General features: G+C 56.3%; 19 protein-coding genes. 12 read left to right on the top strand and 7 right to left on the bottom strand.

What is annotated here, in order from left to right; all coding sequences use genetic code 11:
• Positions 1 to 67 precede the first annotated feature (67 nt).
• Together ORG26_RS03195 and ORG26_RS03190 are read left to right on the top strand one after the other, a co-directional pair.
• On the top strand, positions 68 to 1,522 hold the full coding sequence (locus ORG26_RS03195; RefSeq protein ID WP_266367079.1) for an L-serine ammonia-lyase, iron-sulfur-dependent, subunit alpha: 1,455 nt from the start codon (positions 68 to 70) through the stop codon (positions 1,520 to 1,522).
• Positions 1,523 to 1,618: 96 nt separating this feature from the next.
• Positions 1,619 to 2,692 carry an AI-2E family transporter gene (locus ORG26_RS03190; RefSeq protein WP_266367078.1) on the top strand — a complete coding sequence of 358 codons (1,074 nt, stop codon included), beginning with the start codon at positions 1,619 to 1,621 and terminating at the stop codon, positions 2,690 to 2,692.
• 192 nt (positions 2,693 to 2,884) lie between these two features.
• Here ORG26_RS03190 and ORG26_RS03185 read toward each other — a convergent pair whose 3' ends face one another.
• Positions 2,885 to 4,843 (bottom strand): glycoside hydrolase family 127 protein, encoded by a 1,959-nt coding sequence (locus ORG26_RS03185; protein WP_266367077.1) that lies wholly within the window; start codon positions 4,841 to 4,843, stop codon positions 2,885 to 2,887.
• Positions 4,844 to 5,127: 284 nt separating this feature from the next.
• On the opposite strand from ORG26_RS03185, the gene ORG26_RS03180 reads away from it, so the two are divergent.
• From ORG26_RS03180 to ORG26_RS03170, 3 genes are all read left to right on the top strand, one after another.
• Positions 5,128 to 6,219: a cellulase family glycosylhydrolase gene (locus tag ORG26_RS03180; RefSeq protein WP_266367076.1), complete on the top strand. Its 1,092-nt coding sequence runs from the start codon at positions 5,128 to 5,130 to the stop codon at positions 6,217 to 6,219.
• A 240-nt stretch (positions 6,220 to 6,459) separates the two neighbouring features.
• Positions 6,460 to 7,185, top strand: coding sequence for an endonuclease/exonuclease/phosphatase family protein (locus ORG26_RS03175; RefSeq protein ID WP_266367075.1), 726 nt, complete (start codon positions 6,460 to 6,462; stop codon positions 7,183 to 7,185).
• Between the two features lie 94 nt (positions 7,186 to 7,279).
• Positions 7,280 to 7,777 (top strand): vitamin K epoxide reductase family protein, encoded by a 498-nt coding sequence (locus ORG26_RS03170; RefSeq protein ID WP_266367074.1) that lies wholly within the window; start codon positions 7,280 to 7,282, stop codon positions 7,775 to 7,777.
• Here ORG26_RS03170 and ORG26_RS03165 read toward each other — a convergent pair.
• Complete coding sequence (locus tag ORG26_RS03165; RefSeq protein ID WP_266367073.1) at positions 7,774 to 8,037, bottom strand: hypothetical protein; 264 nt, start codon at positions 8,035 to 8,037, stop codon at positions 7,774 to 7,776. The genes ORG26_RS03170 and ORG26_RS03165 overlap by 4 nt on opposite strands.
• Positions 8,038 to 8,173: 136 nt before the next feature.
• Between ORG26_RS03165 and ORG26_RS03160 the strand changes: the two genes are divergently transcribed.
• From ORG26_RS03160 to ORG26_RS03145, 4 genes are all read left to right on the top strand, one after another.
• Complete coding sequence (locus tag ORG26_RS03160) at positions 8,174 to 8,710, top strand: GAF domain-containing protein (RefSeq protein WP_266367072.1); 537 nt, start codon at positions 8,174 to 8,176, stop codon at positions 8,708 to 8,710.
• Positions 8,711 to 8,783: 73 nt separating this feature from the next.
• Positions 8,784 to 9,746: an MBL fold metallo-hydrolase gene (locus ORG26_RS03155; protein ID WP_266367071.1), complete on the top strand. Its 963-nt coding sequence runs from the start codon at positions 8,784 to 8,786 to the stop codon at positions 9,744 to 9,746.
• A 101-nt stretch (positions 9,747 to 9,847) separates the two neighbouring features.
• Positions 9,848 to 10,039 carry a cold-shock protein gene (locus tag ORG26_RS03150; protein WP_266367070.1) on the top strand — a complete coding sequence of 64 codons (192 nt, stop codon included), beginning with the start codon at positions 9,848 to 9,850 and terminating at the stop codon, positions 10,037 to 10,039.
• Between the two features lie 146 nt (positions 10,040 to 10,185).
• Positions 10,186 to 11,406, top strand: a complete 1,221-nt coding sequence (locus ORG26_RS03145; protein WP_266367069.1) for a L,D-transpeptidase family protein — start codon at positions 10,186 to 10,188, stop codon at positions 11,404 to 11,406.
• 124 nt (positions 11,407 to 11,530) lie between these two features.
• On the opposite strand, the gene ORG26_RS03140 is transcribed toward ORG26_RS03145, so the two are convergent.
• A complete protein-coding gene (locus ORG26_RS03140; RefSeq protein WP_266367068.1) occupies positions 11,531 to 12,214 on the bottom strand; it encodes a murein L,D-transpeptidase catalytic domain family protein in 684 nt (227 codons plus the stop codon).
• Positions 12,215 to 12,287: 73 nt separating this feature from the next.
• On the bottom strand, positions 12,288 to 14,165 hold the full coding sequence (locus ORG26_RS03135) for a sensor histidine kinase (RefSeq protein WP_266367067.1): 1,878 nt from the start codon (positions 14,163 to 14,165) through the stop codon (positions 12,288 to 12,290).
• A gap of 222 nt (positions 14,166 to 14,387) precedes the next feature.
• On the opposite strand from ORG26_RS03135, the gene ORG26_RS03130 reads away from it, so the two are divergent.
• Positions 14,388 to 15,032, top strand: a complete 645-nt coding sequence (locus ORG26_RS03130) for a M48 family metalloprotease (protein WP_266367066.1) — start codon at positions 14,388 to 14,390, stop codon at positions 15,030 to 15,032.
• A 41-nt stretch (positions 15,033 to 15,073) separates the two neighbouring features.
• The gene (locus tag ORG26_RS03125) at positions 15,074 to 15,715 is read left to right on the top strand and encodes a response regulator (RefSeq protein WP_266367065.1); all 642 of its coding nucleotides are present in this window, start codon (positions 15,074 to 15,076) and stop codon (positions 15,713 to 15,715) included.
• Between the two features lie 113 nt (positions 15,716 to 15,828).
• Here ORG26_RS03125 and ORG26_RS03120 read toward each other — a convergent pair whose 3' ends face one another.
• From ORG26_RS03120 to ORG26_RS03110, 3 genes are all read right to left on the bottom strand, one after another.
• Positions 15,829 to 17,307, bottom strand: coding sequence for a M48 family metalloprotease (locus ORG26_RS03120; protein WP_407704822.1), 1,479 nt, complete (start codon positions 17,305 to 17,307; stop codon positions 15,829 to 15,831).
• Between the two features lie 249 nt (positions 17,308 to 17,556).
• Positions 17,557 to 18,990 (bottom strand): hypothetical protein, encoded by a 1,434-nt coding sequence (locus ORG26_RS03115; protein WP_266367063.1) that lies wholly within the window; start codon positions 18,988 to 18,990, stop codon positions 17,557 to 17,559.
• A 79-nt stretch (positions 18,991 to 19,069) separates the two neighbouring features.
• Positions 19,070 to 19,417, bottom strand: a complete 348-nt coding sequence (locus ORG26_RS03110) for a hypothetical protein (protein WP_266367062.1) — start codon at positions 19,415 to 19,417, stop codon at positions 19,070 to 19,072.
• A 198-nt stretch (positions 19,418 to 19,615) separates the two neighbouring features.
• On the opposite strand from ORG26_RS03110, the gene ORG26_RS03105 reads away from it, so the two are divergent.
• Positions 19,616 to 20,413 (top strand): fasciclin domain-containing protein, encoded by a 798-nt coding sequence (locus tag ORG26_RS03105; protein ID WP_266367061.1) that lies wholly within the window; start codon positions 19,616 to 19,618, stop codon positions 20,411 to 20,413.

Below are 20,413 nucleotides of genomic sequence, written 5' to 3'. Positions count from 1 at the left end.
GATAAATATGGGTAATCCCGGTGCAGGTAGTATCTTTGAAGTTAAACTTCATCAACGAAAAATACCAATGAATTCAACACCGATTACCACTTCGGTTTTCGATTTATTCAAGATAGGCCCCGGCCCGTCGAGCTCGCACACCATCGGGCCGATGAAGGCGGCTTTTGACTTCCTCGAACGACTGCAAAATCTGCCGGACGACCAGCTGGAAAAGCCTCGATCCGTCGATATTTACTTGTACGGCTCCCTAAGTGCCACCGGCAAAGGCCACGGAACCGACCGCGCCATCGTGGCCGGACTGCTGGGCTGGCAACCCGAAACGGTGGACCCGGACGAGCTGCTGAATCTGCTGAAAGACCCGGCCGTGCGGTATCCGGTCCGGATCGGCGGGACTGAGGTCTTCATTGGCCCCGAAAACATTCATTTTGAGCGTAAACGCTATAATTCGCCTTACGCCAATACGATGGTGTTGCGCTGCACTTCCGGGCGGCTGCAGCCCTCGGGTGATACCGCAGGAAACATTGAGGAAGCGGCTCACGGACTAAAGCCGACCGGCGGACCGTCCGGGAATACATTGCTGGAGGAAGAATACTATTCCATCGGCGGGGGCTTTGTGCTGCGAAAAGGCGAACCGGAGGCCAAACCCGCCCCGGTGGACCTGCCGTTTCCGTACAGCACAATGAAGGAGCTCCGGCAGCACCTGACCCGGCATCCGCTGACGCTGGAAGAACTGCTGCTCCGGAACGAAGAAGCGCTCACGGGCCGCTCCCGCCGCGACATTTACCGCCGCCTCGACGGGATTGTGGACGCCATGCACCGGGCCGTCAAACGGGGTCTGAAGCAAAGAGGCGTGCTGCCGGGTTCCATCAAACTGCAGCGTAAGGCACCAATCCTGTACAAGCAGGCCTGTGGTCTGGCGCAGTCGTCGGACAGCTTTCTGATCTTTTTGAACGCCTATTGTCTGGCCGCCAGCGAAGAGAACGCGGCCGGCGGCATCGTCGTGACGGCTCCCACCTCCGGCGCTTCGGGTGTGATTCCGGGACTGACCTACCTGGCCCGCCATCATTTTCACTACGACCGGGAAACCCTGCGGCGGGGCATGCTGGCGGCGGCGGCCATCGGATTTCTGGTCAAACACAACGCCAGCATCTCCGGGGCCGAAATGGGCTGCATGGGCGAAATCGGGACCGCCTCGGCCATGGGAGCGGCCTTTCTGACCTACTGCGCCGGGAAACCCATTGAGTCGGTGGAGGCCGCCGCCGAAATCTGCATCGAGCACCATCTCGGTATGACCTGCGACCCCATCGGAGGCTACGTCCAGATTCCGTGCATCGAACGGAACGCCATGGGAGCGGTCAAAGCCTACAACGCTTTTCTGCTGGCAACCTCTGGCGCACCAGCGCTGCAGAAAATCACGCTGGATTCGGTCATCAAGGTCATGAAGGCGACCGGCCGCGATATGTCGACCAAATACAAAGAGACCTCCGAAGCGGGTCTGGCCCTGAGCGCGACGGAATGTTAAGGTAGAGAAATCAAACAAATTGAGTGATTGAACGATTGAGTGAAGGAGTGAAGCCCTTTTAGGTAGCATTGCTCAGTCACTCAATCCTTCATTTCAATGGCTAATGTTTATACGCCCCGGCAACAGCGGATTCTGCTTATCGCCAGTATCCTGGTAATTGCCGGGTTTATTTTATTCGGGCTCCGGCAGTACATGTCCGCCTTTCTGGGTGCCGGCATCCTGTACGTGGTATTCAGACCGTGGTTCACGAACCTCGTTCATAAACGAAAAGTAAACCGGCGTCTGGTGACCATCCTCCTCATGCTCTTTGCGCTGATCGTCATCATCATGCCTTTTCTTGCCCTCAGTCTGCTGCTGGTGGACCGGATTCAGTACTACAGCCAGAACTCCGGTGAAATTCTCCAACTGGTCAATCAGCTCGAAAAAACTACCGGCATTGCGCTGACCAGTCAGGAAACCGTGCAGTCGGCCATCCGGCAGGGGACGCAGTTTGCCAGTCGGCAGTTTCCTTCCGTGGTCGGCGGGGCGCTGGACATCATCATCATCATCGGCCTGCTCTTCGTCGGACTCTACTTTATGTTTATGGAAGAAGAAGGCTTTCTGAAAGGCCTTCGGCGCTACCTGCCGTTCCGCGACGAAACGATCGACGAACTGGGAGTAGACCTGAAAAATATGGTGAACGCCAACGTACTGGGCCAGGCGCTGGTTTCGCTGGTACAGTCCCTCCTGACGGGCCTGACCCTCTGGATTTTCGGCATTCCGGACGCGGCGTTCTGGGGTGTGGTTGCCTTTTTCTTTGCGTTTATTCCGATTCTGGGAACACCGCTCGTCTGGGGTCCGGCCGGACTCATTCTGCTCTCGCAGGGCGAAACCGGACGGGGAGCGGGCATATTGATTGTCGGGGTGGTGGTCATCATCAACATCGACAACCTGCTGCGGATCGTGCTGGCCAAACGAATGGGCGATGTGCATCCGCTGATTACTCTGGCGGGTATTGTGCTCGGCGTTCCGATCTTCGGCATCCTGGGTCTGGTCATCGGGCCGCTGCTGCTGGCTTATTTCATCGTGCTGATGCGGGTGTTTGAGAAACAAAACCTGCAATATTGCAAAGACCTGACCGAGCGCGAACAGAAGGAAGCCCGCTTTCAGGAAAAAGCGGCTCAGTCGTAGCTGGGGAGAGTTGCCCAGTCCGATTAGCAGACAGGAGATGAAATTTTTTGTAAAAAAATTGTGCCGGTCCCGTTACTTTTCAGGTTCCTTCACGTCTTAGGCAGTCAAAATCCGGAGTTGCAAAATTGTACATTAATTTTGCAACTCCGGATTTTGGTTTTACAGCCGTCCGTTTTTCAAATCCGGCAACGCTCAGTTTCCGCGCCTTTGCCCGAACCAGACAGTCATCTCGCCGGGCCCCCGGTTCGACCAGGCGTAGTACGGAATCAGCGTTAGGGCTGCTGGCGCTGAGGACTTCAGCACCGTGATCCCACCCAGCAGATCCTTTTGGACCACCGTAGAGAAGCGCTGACCGGGTGCCAGCGTGGCCTTCAGGGCCTGTCCGTTATTGTCGATGCCTTCGGCGCAGTAGACGAGCGGCCCGCGCTCAATGGCGATCAAGCCTTTATCGGACGTTACCTTTTCGTTGGCGACCACTTCCCGCACCGGCATATCGAGCCGCAGCGTGACCACGTCACCCGGTTTCCAGGTGCGGGACAGCCGGACGTAGCCATTTTCGGTCTTGATCGACTGGGGTTTCCCGTTGATCAGCACCTGGATGGGCTTGGAGGCGGGGTTGGTGTACTGGTACAGGGAGCCAGGCATCGGCTGTCCGGTGGCCCAGCCCGGAATGCGGAGCATCATCGGAAACGCCACCGGTTTTTCCCCCGAGACCGTCAGCCGGACGCTGCCTTCCCAGGGATAGTTCGTCTGTTGGCTGATCTTAACTTTCTGGTTGTTTAGGGTAACCTCCGTTTCGTTCTCGGTTAGGAGGTTGACATACAGTGCATTGCCCCGGAGTGCGTAGATATAGCCCGGCAGCGAGGGCAGAAAACGGACCACATTCGTCGGACAGCAGGAGGTGTTGAACCAGGGAGCGCGGGTAGCGGCGGTCCGGACGTTGAACTTGTGCTGCCCGTCGGAGGCCAGCGGGTTTACGTAAAAAAACTTGTCGCCTTCCAGCGAAACCCCCGCCAGAAAACCGTTGTACAGCACCCGTTCAAAGACGTCCATGTAGCGGGCTTCGCCGGTCAGCAGAAACATCCGGTGATTCCAGAGCATGTTGGCTACCGCGGCGCAGGTTTCGGCATAGGCTTCCTGATTGGGCAGTTCGTAGGGTTTCCCGAACGCTTCGCCGCTTTCCTTCGCGCCCAGGCCGCCGGTGATGTATTGTTTCCGTTCGACCACGTCGGTCCAGATGTCGGTAAGCGCCTCCAGATACGCTTTCTGCTGTTTCATGGCGGCCAGATCGGCCATAGCCGCGTACAGGTAGCCCGCCCGGACGGCATGGCCGGTGGCTTCCCGCTGCTGGGTCACGGGCAGATGGTCCTGAAAGTAGGCGGGGCCGTACCCGGCAAATTCATCGTACAGCTTGCGCTTGTCCGCGCGCCCGCGCATGTCCACCAGAAACTGGGCAAAGTCCAGATACCGCCTGTCGCCCGTGACCCGGTAGAGTTTGGCCAGTCCAAGCTCTGTTTCCTCGTGCCCCGGCACTACCACCAGCTGACCCGGCTGCGGCCCGATAACCTGCAGGAGGTGGTTGGCGTTTTTGACGGCGATGTCGAGAAAATTGCGTTTGCCGGTCGCCAGGTGGTGCGCCACGGCCGCTTCGTACATATGCCCGACGTTGTACAGTTCGTGGCTGTGGGCTTCGTAGCTGTAGCGCGTCGGGCCAGCCCCTTTATCCTTGCGGGCGGTGCTGTCTTTGAGGATGGTCCGGATGGTGTAGAGGTAGCCGTCGGGCTCCTGGGCCGCGGCGACCAGCGTGATGAGACTGTCGAGGTAGCGGTCGAGCCGGGCGTCGTAGTGCGTCTGCAGGGAATACGCCGCGCCTTCCATCACCTTGAACACGTCCGAGTCGTCGTACCGAATGCCGCGGAAGGTGCCCGGAGCCAGTCCGCCCGCCACGGCAAAGTTGGTGATCCGCCCGGTTTCTTCGCACTTCTTAAAATCAAAGGGAAGCGTCACGGTTCGGTTAATTTCCAGACGCGGAAACCAGAAGCCCCGGTTGATTTTTACGTCCGTAAACGGGACCGGAACTAGCGGATAATCCTGAGCCGGACAGAGCCGGCAAAAGAGGAGCAGACAGGGGAGCAGGAGCGAGCGAAGCATGGCTGATTAAATTGCGATTAGAAATGAAGATATTCTGACCGGGTAAGGTAATATCTGGTACTTTATTTGTGTTTATTCAATATCAAAGGGGCATAATTATCCGATTTACCTACTTTATTGGATTTATTTGATAAAGATTGCACAATTTTCAGTTCCGGAACGGCAATCAATTAAATGTCAATTAAATCCCCTGTCTGGCTGGTAGAGCAAGTAGGAAAGTTTAAACCCGGAGCCTAATTTTGAATCAAACACCCGTACATCAGTAACCGCACCAGCGGAAGACCATGAACCTGAACGTCATTTCATCCCAGCAGACTTACCGTTTTCAGGCGGGCCTGCCGAACCAAATTGTCGGACAATGGTCGGAGGAACAGGCGCACGCCTGGTATGCCGCCCAACCCTGGATGACCGGCTGTAATTTCAACCCCAGCACTGCCATCAACCAACTGGAAATGTGGCAGGCCGAAACGTTCGATCCCGAAACGATCGACCGCGAGCTTGGCTGGGCGCGTAGCCTCGGCTTTAATACGATGCGCGTTTTTCTGCATTACCTCGTCTGGCAGCATGACCGCGAGGGCCTGAAGCAGCGCATGGATCAATACCTGACGATTTCGATGAAGCACGGCATCCGCACGATGTTTGTCTTCTTCGACGATTGCTGGAACCCGAACCCGCAGATCGGGCCGCAGCCCGACCCGATGCCGGGCGTGCACAACTCCGGATGGATGCAGTGCCCCGGCCAGAAAGAGGTAAGCGACACGACGCTTTACCCGGTTCTGGAAGAGTACGTTACCGACCTGCTGGCGGCCTTTGCCGACGACGAGCGGGTGGTGATGTGGGACCTGTACAACGAGCCGGGCAACTCGGCGCACGTGAACGAATCGGTGCCGTTGCTGAAGAAGGTCTTCGAATGGGCCTGGTCGGTGCGGCCTTCGCAGCCGCTGACGGTCGGCATCTGGAACTTCTCGGAGCAGTTTGACCTGCTGAACACCATGTCGCTGTTCTACTCCGACATTGTCAGCTTCCATTTTTACTGGGACATTCCCGGCATGGAAAAGATCATCACGAAGTGCCAGGCGTACCAGCGTCCGGTTCTCTGCACCGAGTACATGGGCCGCACGACGGGCTGTTATTTCGAAACGCACCTGCCCGTGCTGAAGCAGCATAACATCGGCGCCATCAACTGGGGTCTGGTGTCCGGTCGCAGCAACACAATTTATCCCTGGGGCTCGCCGGAAGGTTCCCCGGAACCGGCGGTCTGGTTCCACGACATCCTGCGCGCCGACGGTACGCCGTTTGACGAGCGCGAAGTGAAGTTCCTTCAGGAGATTCACCGCGCTACGGAGCAAGTGCCGGTTGAAACTGTAACTGCATAAGGGCCACTTCGGTGGTTCGCAAACGATAAATCATAGTAGATTGGATTGGTAGAGGGGTTGGTAAACCCGCCGTACAGTTGTGCGGCGGGTTATTTGTTTTCCGGGGTTTTGTCCCTGGGCGGGCTTGCCCGCCGTGCCCTTCCGCCGCGACTTACGTACGCCTTTGCCTAAGGTTTCGGAGCGGCCGGCAACAAAAAAACGTTTACCGGGTATCTATTTGAAACCTTATTTCAAGCAGGTATGCCATCCGCATTTTCGCTCAATATTTCCGGATACGACACTCGTCATGGCAAATGGCAGGACCGCATAGGACAAGTCCGGGCGGCCATCGACCATCTGGACGCCGATGTGGTGGTATTGCAGGGAGTTGCGTACGATAGACGAATCAATATAAAAAATCAAGCTGAACAACTGGCGGAAATCCTGACCGATTACTCCTTCAGCCATTACGAACCCATGAGCACCACCGGGGGCGTTACCGAAAGTTTAGCCGTGCTTTCGAAGGTCGCGCCCTCCGATGTGTTTGTCCACCGCCTGAGCCGTCGCCCGGAGGTGACCGATACCGACCGGGTGCTGATGCACGCCGCTTTTTCGTTTGCCGACGGCCGGGCGTTCAACGTCTTCAACGTCAATCTCTCGCCGGTCTATGAGCAGGCGTTCGACAACATCCGGGATTTGATGCTATACGTCAATGCCTTCGAGTTGCCGGGGCTGATTATCGGCGATTTCAACCGGCCGCACAACAGCCCGTTGATGGCCAACATGCGCGAAGGCGGCTGGTCCGACGCCTACACGACCCTGTTGCCGAACGACGACGGGTATACCTTCGAAAGCCCCAACCCGACCGTCCGCCGGACGCAGGCCTGGGTGAAAGGCATCGAACCCAAAAAAGCCAGAGTAATCATGAGTGAAACCAACGACATCCGGATGTCCGGGCATCGGGGGCTGTATATTTCCTGGGAATGACTGAATGATTGATTGACTGAATGACTGCTTTCATTATTATTCAGTCATTCAGTCAATCAATCATTCAGTCATTAAAATTTAACAATTCAACGCTATGAACCCAACTCAACTAAGCTACGAACTCCGGGAAGGAGAGAGTGAGGACCTGACGCGCCGCCGCTGGATGGTGGGCCTGTCGATGCTGGGAGCCGCTGCCGGGCAGGTGGTCGGACTGTACCAGACCGGAATCATCAAACATCTGCCGGACCCGCCGATTTCCCTTTTCAATTCGGATAAAGTGGATGCTTCGGATTACGGGTACAAGCGGCTCGATACGCCGGATGCGCTAATGATGCTGGTCAATTACGGCATTACGGCCTGGCTGGCTGGAGCCGGAGGAATTAACCGCGCCGAGGAACAGCCGCTGCTGCCCATTGCCACGGCGGCCAAAGCGGTAGTGGATTCGGCCACGGCCCTGAAACTGGGCGTGGAGGAGTGGGAAGAAAATAAAGCTCTGTGTTTTTATTGTCAGGTGGCCACCGTCGCCTCGCTGGCAACGGTGGCGCTGGCCCTGCCGGAAGCCGTCAAAGCTTTCCGGAATCTATTTCGTTAGAGGCTGCTGACGCGAAGTTCTTCATAATTGCCGACCAGAACGGACGCTTCGTGAAGAAGCTCCGTTACGGCAATTTCTTCGCGCAGCGCTTCGATCTTCTCGTCCATTTTGGCAAGCTCAATAATGGTATCGGCAAACTGCGACCGGTTGCGAAGGTGGCTATGTTGAGCCAGCAGAACGCGACCCAGTTGAATCAGGCTTAAAGACGTCCGGAGCTCGGGAAGCTGCCGGCTGTACTTGGTAATTTTAACGGTGCTCATTGAAGTACGGTGGTTTGCTGCAAATGTACAAACTCATAACGCTGTTTAGAAGTGCTTGGTGCTGATTTAGTCAACATTAATCAAATTTTAAACCGCTCAGTATGAATGAATTTATTAATGTAAATTTAATAATGTGATGGCTACGCTGCCCGCTGAGTTTGAGGCCCTGCTGCATTCGTCCGAACCCCCGGAAGACATCCTCGAACGCCTGGTCCGGCGGGTGGGCGAGGTGCTGAAGGCGGACCGCTGTTTTCTGTATGTCCGCCGTCCCCACGAACGGCGGGGCCGCATTATGTTCTGCTGGCGCAAAGACGAGACCATTCCCGACGTGATCCAGCCGGACTGGCAGGAAGATACCACTACGCTGCCCGACGAAGACCCGCTCTTCAATGCGGCCCTGACCGGGCGGCTGTCCGTGTATGTCGACGATGTGGAAACGGCGCCACCGACCGTTCTGAACCGGGAATTTGAGCACCGCACCTTCGGCCACCGGGCGCTTATTCATGCCCACGCCACCGAAAACGGGCAGCTCTGGGGCATCCTCCAGCCCGCCGTTTTCGGAAAGCCGCGTCACTGGACCGATGCCGACCGTTCGCTCATGGAAATGCTGCTGCCCCGGCTCGTAGACGTGCTGAAACGGCAACCAGACCGGCAGGCGGACTCCGGCAGATAGGTAATTTCAAACAATACGTATCCCTATACGTTGTGTGGATTAGTTTGCTTTTATTCACACCTACAGATCACGTATGGAAGCTTTAACGAAGCCCGAAACCACCACCGAAGACGAATCAGCCTACTCGGTTGCCCCGGACGTTGCGGGGATGAAGATCATTTTTGTAAACGTTTACTTCGTGGGTGAGCCTCGTCCCGGTAGCGACTGGGTGCTGGTTGATGCGGGGACTTCCGGTTCGGCGAACCGCATCCGGCAGCAGGCCGAAAAACTGTTCGGGCCGAACAACCCGCCGAAAGCGATTGTGCTGACCCACGGGCACTTCGACCATGTCGGGGCGCTCGACGGCCTGCTGGCGGAATGGGATGTGCCAATCTACGCCCATCCGCTCGAAATGCCGTTTCTGCGCGGCAAATCGCATTATCCGCCGCCGGACCCGGCGGTGGGCGGCGGAGCGATGGCGTACCTGTCGTGGCTTTTCCCGACGCATCCCTATGATTTCGGCGACCGCGTAAAGCCGTTTCCGGAGGATGGGACCATTCCCGAAATGCCGGACTGGAAAGTAATCCATACGCCCGGCCACGCACCCGGCCATGTGTCACTGTTCCGGAGCACCGACCGGGTGCTGATTGCCGGGGACGCTATCACGACGACCAACCAGAACTCGGCCATTGCGGTCATGACGCAGAAGGAAGAACTGCACGGTCCGCCGGCTTACTTTACCATCGACTGGGTGGCTGCCCGCTCATCCATCCAGAAACTGGCGGCGCTGAATCCCACGGCGGTCGGCACCGGGCACGGCAAGGCCCTCAAAAGTTCGGCACTGCCGCAGCATCTGGATAATCTGCTGGCCCGCTTCGATGATATGGAGGTTCCCAAAGGCGGCCGGTATGTCCGCCAGCCCGCCCATACGGATGAAGAGGGAATTGTCGATATGCCCGCTCCGGTGTCCTACCACGTGGCACGGGCCATCGGCATCGGACTCATCGTCGGCACGGTGATGTGGCTCCTGAGCGGAAGCGACCGGGACGACGATTAAATGAAGGTCTTTTTCTGCATAAATTGACGACGAAAAATAATTTCTCAAGTGTTAGTTGTTGCAGGATATTTTTTCTTAATTTGTACAAATTTTAAAATTCAATGCAAACAGGTAAAGTAAAATTCTTCAATGAGTCCAAAGGATACGGATTCATTAAGCCGGACGATTCAAGTGAAGACATCTTCGTCCACGTTTCAGGACTGATTGACCAGGTTCGTGAAAACGACTCGGTTAAATTCGAGGTGGAAAAAGGCCGTAAAGGTCTGAACGCCGTTAACGTTGAGCTGATCTAATCGGAAGATTCTGAGATATTTTGGTTCCTTGTCAAAAACCACGCTAGCGGCGTGGTTTTTTGTTTTATATCGTTGCTACACTCAGTTCAGGAAACATTGTCGGGCGGTTTTGGTGTTTATTCACAAACACCAAGTTCAATACGTTCATGGAAACTGAGAAAAGAAATAGATTGATAGCGGGGATAAGTGTCGGACTGGTAGCGCTTGTGGCGATTTTTTTTCTGGTCAGGAGTTACATTAAAAAAGATCCGGCAACGGGAGAAATAACCTTTGGCGATCCCAAGAAACCCGCCTGGAACCGGACCGAAGCGCTGCAACTGATGAGTCGCCTGACTCAGTTTGCCGATTCGGTGGGCGTGGACACCAGCCGTTACAGCCTCTCGGGCGCGGCGACCGAACCGGAAGTGGACAAAAAATTCCGGCAACTGCTGGCCGAACTGCGCTACGGACAGAAGGTGACGGGCCTGATGCAGAATCCGTTCGAGGAAAAGATCGACACCGTCTGGGTCGGCAGCATTGAGCTCAAACCCGAACTGGTCGATTCGCTGCACCGCACCTCCGAATTTGCGCCCTACCGCCAGCTGGTCGAGCACTACGGGCGGCTCAAACGCACCGCAGGCGGAGATACGCTGAAACAGATTCAGAAAACGCTGAACTTCTACCGCTGGCTGAACCGCTACGAACTCGACCGGTTTGCCGTCGTGAACATCCCAGCCGCCGAACTGAACGTTTTCGACCGGACCGGCAAGCGGCTGATGCCTATGGAAGTGATTGCCGGCAGCCTCGACAACAAAACTCCGCTGTTTACCAGTTACGTGACGGACATCATCGCTTACCCGTACTGGAACGTGCCCGACGGCATTGCCCAAACGGAACTGCTGCCGCGGATTCAGCGCAACGTCGGCTTTATCGATAACCAGAACCTGGAAGTACTGGACAAGAAATCCGGGAAAGTCCTGGACCCGTACAGCATCGACTGGGCGTCTGTGTCGTCGGATAATTTCCCGTACCGGATTCGGCAAACGTCCGGCTGTCATAATTCGCTGGGTTTGATCAAATTCAACCTGAATGGGCCGGGGGCCATTTATTTCCACGACACCAACTCCCGTTCGCTGTTTACGGCGACGACCGACCGCTGGCGCAGCCACGGCTGTGTGCGTCTGGAAAAACCCGTAGAACTGGCGAATTATATGCTGGAGGCGGTCAAGTTTGACGAAGGTTTTTACAACCGCTGTTTAATCGATCAGAAGCCGTCTACCTTCCCGCTGCCGAAGAAATTTCCGGTCGTGGTCATCTACAACCTGGCCGACGTGAACCAGCAGGGGCAACTGGTCTTTTACAAGGACGTTTACAAAATGAAGGTGTAAGCGGGTTTCGCGCAGATGGGCGGTTCGCCGCTGCGACGCAAATTTTAAGGCGCAGATTAACGCAGAAAAATCTGTGAAAATCTGCGCCTTAAAATTTGCGTCGCAGCGGCGAGAGATTAATTTATTAACTCAAGAACGACGACATTTTCAGATACTGCTGGCTCGGGTGGTACAGAAACAGGCAGGTTCCGCCCTTGATGGCCTCGATGATGGTGGGCGTCAGGTCGTTGGGGATGGCGGGGCAGCCCTGGCTACGGCCCAGACGACCCGTGCGGCGGATAAAGTCTTCACACACATAATCGGCCCCGTGAATCACGATAGCCCGGTCGTAGGCGTTGTCGTTAAAGCCTTTTTCCAGTCCTTTCAGTTTCAGCGACAGACCGTGCTTGCCCTGGTAGGTTTGCATTGTCTGGTAAAAGCCGAGGCTGGACTGGTAGGATGAGTTTTTGTTGGAGAAATTCAGAGCGTTGAGTTCACCCGAATTGCGCCCGTGGGCGACGTACGTATTGAAGAGCAGTTTCCGTTTCGCCAGGTCGATGATGTACAGCCGTTTGTTGCTGGAAGGCTGGCTCAGGTCCGCGATGGAGATGACGGGGCGGATGGACGGCATCTTCTGCAAACCTTTCAGAGCGTATTCGAACACATCGCGGCGCAGGCCATATTCGTCGAGGCGCAGTTCTTCATAAACCGCCATGTATGAGGCCGTTCGGGCGTCAGGAGCAGTTACAGAGACGGGAGCGGGAAGCGAGTGATTACTGATCGTGGTGAAGCTGCACAGGGACAGAGCAAGCGCAAGAATCTTTTTCATACGTTCGGGTTAGAGTTCTGTTCAGGCTTATATCTTAACGAAAAGTCTACTAAAATAATTCGTTATTGGGTAATTATCCAATAGGTAAGATGACTTTATGCGACATTCCCTTTCCAGTATTTGGATGAATTTCAAGGTTACCGTCCAGTTTTGCTATGCTGGCTTGGATGCTGCGGAGGCCGATACCTACTTGCCGCTGATCGAGGGCTGAGAGGTCGTATCCCTGTCCATTGTCCACTACTTTCAGCAGTAGACTCCCGTTTTGCTGGTAGAGTTCCAGATCGATGATGGATGCCTGTGCATGTTTGATAGAATTATGAATCAGTTCACGGGCAACCTGAAAGACCAGTTGGCTCGTCTGTTCGGGCAGGGGGGCTGCCACGTTATGCGTAAAATTTACTTCCGGGCCGTTGGGGAGCCCGGATAATTGTTCGACAAACTGCGTGAGCGAAGGGACCAAACCCTGTTGGCTCAACTCAGCGGGCATGAGCGCGTGAGAGACACCACGCACATCGTGAATAATGCGTTCGAGCCGGGTGATATAGGCCCGCACAAAAAAGGTCAGCGGCTTTGGTAATGTAATTTCATCTTTTTCCATCTGGAGTTTCAGCACCGCCAAGTCGGGTCCAATCTGGTTGTGGAGATCGCGGGCGAGCCGCCTCCGTTCATCCTGCTGCACGTTGAGGGTGAGTTGGTGCTGTTCGCGGAGGAGCCGTTCCCGTTCGTCGCGATATGCCTTGAAGCGGTAAGCCAGCCCAAACATCAGTACGGCGGTTTCGAACACTACGGTAAGTCCATACACGGGCATAGGCACATACACCAGCTGGTTTGGAGTAAGCAGATTGGTCAGAAAGAACGTGGCGGCCACGAAGATGATAGGGACAAAAGCCAAAAGATAAACCCGTTGGCGAAGCCCCAGGTAGATAAAGCTAATAACGAAAATGAAAATGGGAGGGTAAAGAAGGTATTTTCCATCGTAAAGTACCTGTTGTAGCCTTTTCCAACCGGTGGACGCTGGCCCGAACCGCTGAATAAGCCAGGCTTCGGCAAAATAGCCGGCCAACCAGAAAGCCCATAGCAGCAGGACGCCATTACTGAGACGGTAAACCCAGCGGGGGACGTAGGTTTTACTTTCCAGCAGGACACGAAGAAAGAGCAGGTTGCCGCCCATGATAAGGCCAATAAACACGTCGCTGACGTGAATACCGCGTAGTCCGAGTTGCCCGTCGAGATACAACTCGCCCCAAACGCCTTCGCTCGCCATGAGTGCGCCGAGGTGCGCAAAAACGTAAACGCTGTAGAGCCCGTACAGGCTGCCGTGCCGGGAGATCGCCAGATAAGCCCCCCACACTACCGCAAACAGGAGCCAGCCCGTGATGCCGCCCCAGAGCGTATTGTCGTTAAGGGCGTGTTGCGTAAAAACGGCCGGTTTCCATAGCCGGACGGGCAGGCGGTGGGTTCCGGGCTCCTTACGCAGCTTCAGGTAGACCGTGCTGGTTTTTTCCGGCGCAAAAGCCATCGGCAGCACGAAGTACCGGTGAGGCACGGGCCGGGCCAGAAAGGGCGTCTGCCAGTGGAGCCTCGGCGACTGCCCAACCCACCGATCGTCTGTCAGGACGAACGCCTGAACCTCATTGAAATACGAATAGCCCACTTCCAGCAGCATCGTCAGCGGCCGCGACTCCGTGTTACGCACCGAAAACCGAATCCAGTGCGGCGCGGCGCCTTCCACGGAAACGGGCGAAGTTGTGGGCCTGAAACGCGACCGGGCGGCCACCTGCTCCACGTTCATGCGCCCCGTCGAATCCCGGAAAAGGGCCAATCCCTGCGGAAAAAAGCATTGGACGGTGCGGTGATTGACCGGATACACCGGTGGACCCACCTGCGCCACCGTAGGGCCGGGATAGCTTCCCAATACAAGCAGCCAGTAAATCCAAAAGACCTGTCTCATCTACTGCACCATTTGGTTGCAGACGGGAAAGGTACGGAGCGATAATAGCGTGTTCAACAGGGAATTACCCGTTTTTCGTGAGCGACGGAGGGAGATTTTCGGGTGGTTTTTACCACAAAAAGGGTAGGCGGGAAAATACAGGGTTGGGGTGATGCGGAAGAGGGGCGGGAGGGCTAGATTGGGTGTGGGAGAACCCAATCAACCATAAAACGTACAATCGCCATGTTCCTGTTTCAACGCATACGTTTCACTTTCGTAAAGTTAGCTGCTCTGCAATTGCTTTTTGCTTTCCATCAGGCCCAAGCCCAGGGCTTTCATATTATTTGTTCACTAGGAGGAAATCCCGGATATAACCCGCTCTATGACCAACCTCCTACAGCGTATGCCGTTGCAGAGATCAATCAGATTGCCAGCCATTTGTGCCCGATGGGTTGTGGAAGTTTTAGCCTGGTAGGAAATCCGTTTGTGCCCAATGCAGCCGCATTAACCCTGGCACCGGGCGTGACAAAGATTGCCTACAACCCGGTTTTTATGAATAACCTTCACTTCACGTATGGGCCGGCAGCGAGTTATGGAGTCCTTGCCCATGAATTTGGACACCACATAGACTTTTTCAATCCTGCCGCATGGATGGATCACTCGTGGGGGCGAGAATTAAGGGCCGATGCCTGGGCGGGGTGTGCGCTGGCAAAAGCCGGCTTAGGAATTCAGGAGATGAGTGTTGCACTACAGGCTATTGCAAACTATCCTTCTCCCTCTCACCCAGGCTGGCAACAGCGTCTCCCAGCTTTATATTCTGGCTTTATAAACTGCGGAGGGCGTCAGCAGAGGTGGCCCCAGCAAAGCTTACCTCTAACAAGTCGTTAACTAATTAATTTTCTTATTATTAAGTTGTGATCTTAATCCCCATGCCCCTCCGCCTCCTTCTCGCCGATGACCACCAACTCTTCGCCGATGGCCTGCGCTCGTTGCTGGAAAGCGAGCATCCGGTCGTGGGGTGGGTGCGGAACGGGCGGGAGGTAGTGCGGGCGCTGGAGGAACAACCCGTCGATGTGGTGCTGATGGACATCGAAATGCCCGTCATGGATGGCCTCGAAGCCGCCCGGCAGGTGAAAAAACGCTGGCCGCAGGTGAAAGTCCTGGCCGTCAGTATGCGCGGCGATTACGATTCGGTCCGAAAAATGCTGCTTGCCGGGGCCGACGGCTACCTGCTCAAGTCGGTTGGGAAGTCGGAACTCATGAAAGCGTTGGAAGTGGTGCAGCAGGGGCAGATTTACGTTTGTCCGGAGCTGGCCCCAGTGCTTTTTCACGGCGTGGCCCGGCGACCTATGCCTGCTAATCTCCCCGGCGAATCGCTGACCCGCCGGGAGAAGGAAATCACCGCGCTCATCGTGGATGGATTCAAAGATCGGGAAATTGCGGATAAGCTGAATCTCGCGCCGGATACCATCAAAACGCACCGCCGTAATATTCTTGCCAAACTGGGTTGCCGCAACACCGCCAGCCTCGTGAAATACGTTTTAGAAACCAGATTGTTGGAAAAGGAATAAGGAAACAGCCCTTTTCAAACGACTGCGCCCCGGACAATTTCCTGGTTGTCCGGGGCGCATTTTTTGCAAACTGGTAGCCGGTTAGGCAACCTTAGTTTGTGTTTCCTCCTTCCTCACCGGCTGATCACCTTCAGCAGCGTTCCCCGGCTGACCTGGTCGCCGGCCTTCAGGCTGTTAAGGACACCAAGTTCTTCGACCCGGCTGGCGGGCATGCCCATGGCGGTCATCACGTCGCGGAACGAGCCGTCGCGGGGGGCCTGCCGGATGCGGACGCGCTCGGGCTGGCGGTTCAGCTTGTCGGGGTCCGTGAGCGTCCGGAAGTTGTTGGCCACGGCCTGAAAGTTCGAGAAGTTGGCGTTGAACGTTCCCGCGGGAGCCAGGCCGTGCAGGGCGTAAATGCTGTTGCCGTGCTGAATCAGCCAGCTGCCGATTTGCAGGGTATTGGCCGCACTTTGCTGCTGCTGTTGCTGGCCCTGCTGGGGCTGCTGCTGCGAGATAATCACCAGCGCGGGATTGCCGTTGATGGTCGTCCGGCTGCTTTCCAGCACCCGCAGGCCCAGGTCCTGCACCATTTTCTGGCCCGCTTCATCCAGCGAACTGCCCTGCGCCGGCATCAGAATCATGGCCGATTTGCCGTCTTTCGGACCCATCTGAAACTGGGCCGGGGAGTTCTGGTGCTGCCAGCCGCGCGGAACGGGGAACTGGAACTTGAGTTCGGGATGGTAGAACATATCCCCTTCAACGAAGCCCTGTTTGGGATCTTCTCCAAAAATAATCCCGTCGATCATCCGCAGATACCCTTCCCGGTTAACCTGGTAGGTTTTGGGATTCTTCGCCTGAAAATCTTTGGCCATGTCGTGCACGCGGTTGTAGCGGTTGCCCGGGTCCGGGTGCGTCGAAAGCATGTTCGGAACGGCCTGCCCGGAATTATCCTGAATCCGTTTGATGGTGGCAAAGAAGTTGGCCATCTGGTGCGCGTCGTAGCCGATTTTGCTCGAATACTCGACCCCGATCTCGTCGGACTCCGATTCGTGGTCGCGGCTGTAGCGCAGGTTCAGGAGCTGGGCACCCTGCAGGGCCGTTTCCAGCAGCTGGCCCGAGCGGTCGAGCAGGATGGACCCCAGGATGGCCCCGCCGGTCGTGAAAATCTGGCTTGTCTGCTGCCGGGCTGAGTGCTGCGCCGTGATGTGTCCGATCTCGTGACCCAATACCCCCGCAAACTCGGCCTCGTTGTTGAAATGCGCCATGATGCCCCGCGTGAAATACACGAAGCCGCCCGGCACGGCAAAGGCATTGACCACCGGCGAGTCTACGATAAAGAACTGGTAGGGCAGGTCCGGCCGGTGCGAGATGCTGGCCATCGCCTTTCCTTTCTGGTTAATGAAGTCCTGGAGTTTTTTGTCCTCGTAAATCCCCATGGTGGCCACCACCGAAGGGTGTGACTGCTGACCGAGCGCAATTTCCTGCTCCTTGGACATGAAAATGACCTGGCGTTTTCCGGTCACCGGGTTGCGCGAACAGGTTACAAAACCGAACAGCGTGGCAAAAACCACCAGTCGGGTAAGCAGTGCATGAATTCGAATATGCCTCATCATAGCTCCTTTCATGGGAGTTAGTTGAACGATAGGATAGAAGCCGTCGGTAAGTCTTTTCAACAGCCATTTGTTAAGTATAACTGCCGAGCGGGTAATTTTTGTTTTATGGCTTACCAAACGAGCCGCGAAGGTACACCGAAGCCGCCTACAAACGCAAAAGCCGGGCAGAACCCGGCTTTTGTCGCGAACGTTAATCCCTTCTTAATCAACAGAAAAGAATTCTGCGGCTTGTTCCAAAAGCCGTTCTCAGATAAAGACCTGATATTGTAGCACCAACTGACCGCGTCGACCGGCAGGTGCCAGCCCCGTTCCCGAAGCCCGGTAGTACGGCCGGTTCTGGTAATCGAGCGAAACCTTGCTGTTGTGCCCGCGGATGAGGTAGTTTACGCCCAGGTTGTAAACGCCCATCGGTTTGGTCAGGCGCTGGTAATCAGCAATCTGGGCCGAAGCGTAGGGCATCAGCGTGCCGTTGCCGTTCAGCAGGTTCTGCGACAGCAGATAACCGATCTGCGAATACCAGACCTTGCCGGTGCCAAACATGGGAAACGCGTTGCCCTGCGTGCCCGAAACGCCGGGAAGTGCCACGGTCGTGCCGCTGGCCGGATTCATCAGGCCGTTATACCGCAGGTAGTTGACGCCGTAATTCGTATGGAAATAGCCCACGTAGGCCGAAAGGGCCGTGCCCTTCGCCCGGTTCACCGGCATATCCAGGTAGGCGGCCAGCGACCACAGATTCATGGCCTGGTAAACCGTGTCGGTCGCCGCCTCGCCGCGTTCCGGAGCGCCCCGGTGCCACATGGCGTTCTGCTGGGTGATGAAGCCGCCTTCCAGGTTGAAGATTTTCTTTTTTCCCAGATACGTTCCGGTCATGTAGCCCGGCGTGATGTGCGCTTCCTTGTCGAAGAACTGGTACAGAAAAAGCCCTTCGTACTGCTTCGAATGGCCTTTCTGCGCAAAGCTGGAGTTGGTCGAGAGGGCGGCCGGGGCGGTGCCGTTGGTGCTGATCGGGAACGGGTCACTGATGCCTACCCGGTAGTCGATGCGCCCGACCTGACCGCGGGCGTAAACCGAAAGTTTCCGGCCGAACTCGTCGGTCTGGTCAACCGTTGCCTGCGCGAAAACCGGCACGTCCATCGTCATGATCGAACTGATGCCCGGCTGGCTGAAGCGGGAAAGCCCGTTGACGATGGTCAGGCCGCCGCCCAGTTTGAGATAATCCCTGCCTTTGAAAACAGTGTATTCGCCGAGCGCGTCGTGGAAGAAAGCGGCAATCTTCCGGTTGGAAGGCGTTCCGTTGGTGTTGTAGCCCGGAAAAGCGTTGAGGTAGTTGAAATTGTTCATCCCGAACTGGAAATACAGAAACGTCCGGTCGTTGATCTGGCCGTACAGCTGAATCCGCGTGCGGCGTAAGCCAATGTCGACCGTCTCGGCGCGGGGCTCCTGGATGACCGTCGTGCCGGGGTTGCTCTGGTTGAAGCGGACCCAGGTCTGGTTCAGAAACGTGGCTTTGAAATAGTGTGAGCCATCGGCGTTGAGGTTGTATTTGAGTTCGTTCCTGTCCGGAGCAACCACCGGCCTGGGAGCCGCCGCGGCCGTCAGCGTGTCGGGCGTGTTCTGGGCAAAGGCGCTACCGGCAGCCCAAAGGCCACCCATTGCCAGCAAAATAGCTTTTGAGGTCATTTGAAAATAAATAAGGCGTTTCCCGGAACGATGACGTCAGGAATGCGTGGAAAAGACACTTGAAAAAGAAGAAACCGGCTCAGGCCGGAAGGTGGTGGCGCCACGCACAATGAAGCAGATAAAGCGGCCGCCGGAGAGCGGAGAAATCACCCGCGGAGGTAAGAGAGGTGGGTTCCGTTATCAGTAATTCCGACGGGGAACCGAGGGTCAACGGGCTGGCAGCGAGGCCAAACAGATCAGAATCGTCGGTGTCCACCTCGACGGCGGCGGAAAGGAAAACACCCTCCGGCGCGGCTTCCCCGGCCACGAATTGAGCGTTCTCCCGCCGGGCGCTAAACTCCGGGGCCGCGACACGATTCCACACCCACCAGCCGGCCAGCAGCGCCAGGACAATCAGTGTTATTCGTATCCAGCCTTTTTTCAGCATAGCGTCGTCCAGTTTAGCGCCAGTCGGGGCGAATGGCCGCCAAAAGGTGCAAACGTACTGGTTTTTTACCGGGAAGAAGGCAGATGGGGATAAAAATTAGTGTAAAAATCGACGAATCGGCAAACAAAGCGAACAGACAATGACTTACATGTCGGTGCGGATAGATTTCGGCACAGGAGAAAACTAACCAACCATACCATGAAAAAGATGTTTGTTTTGGCGGCCCTTCTTTCGAGCACGGTGCTAATGGGTGCGCAGGCAGTAGCCCAAACGACGCAGGGGTCAGGCTCCTCTTCTTCCAACACGCAGACTACCGATACGCAGAACCCGGCCGCTATGCCGGGCAGCACGACTTCAACGGGTCAGAATAATGGCTCCATGCAGAATCAGGGCAGCTCCCAGTCGCAGCCCGGCACCATGCAGGGGCAAAGCGGCACCGGCGCAGGCCGCGAAAGCCGCCCCGGAACATCCGGCTCTACCACCACGGGCAGCAGCACTTCGGGCAGTACCGCCTCGGGCAGCACCTCCACGGGCAGCGCCATGGGCAGCAGCGGGACGCTCTCGACGGGCAAAGACCTCGCCGCGAGCGCTTCTCTTTCCAATCGTCACACCATTCTGCTGACCGCCCTGAAAGCCGCCGGACTGGCTGACCGCGCCTCCAGCGGTGGCCCGTACACGGTTTTTGCCCCCACGGACGACGCCTTCAACCGGCTGCCTTCCGGTACGCTCGACAACCTGCTGAAGCCCGCTCAGAAGCAAAAGCTGACCCGGATTCTCGGCTACCATGTCGTAGAAGGCGCTGTAGCGGCCGCCGACCTGCAGGACGGCCAGACGCTCACCACCCTGGCGGGCGAAACGCTCACCGTCAAAAAACAGGGCAATACAGTAACGATCCGTGACGCCAAAGGCAAGTCCGCCAACGTAGTCCAGGCCGACATCCGTGCCACCAACGGCGTCGTGCATTCGATCGACACGGTGCTGATGCCGGCGAAATGA

The sequence above is a fragment of the Tellurirhabdus rosea genome, assembly GCF_026278345.1.
Lineage (GTDB): Bacteria > Bacteroidota > Bacteroidia > Cytophagales > Spirosomataceae > Tellurirhabdus > Tellurirhabdus rosea.
Note: the sequence above shows the minus strand (reverse complement) of the source record. Positions and strands in the feature narration are given on the sequence as shown.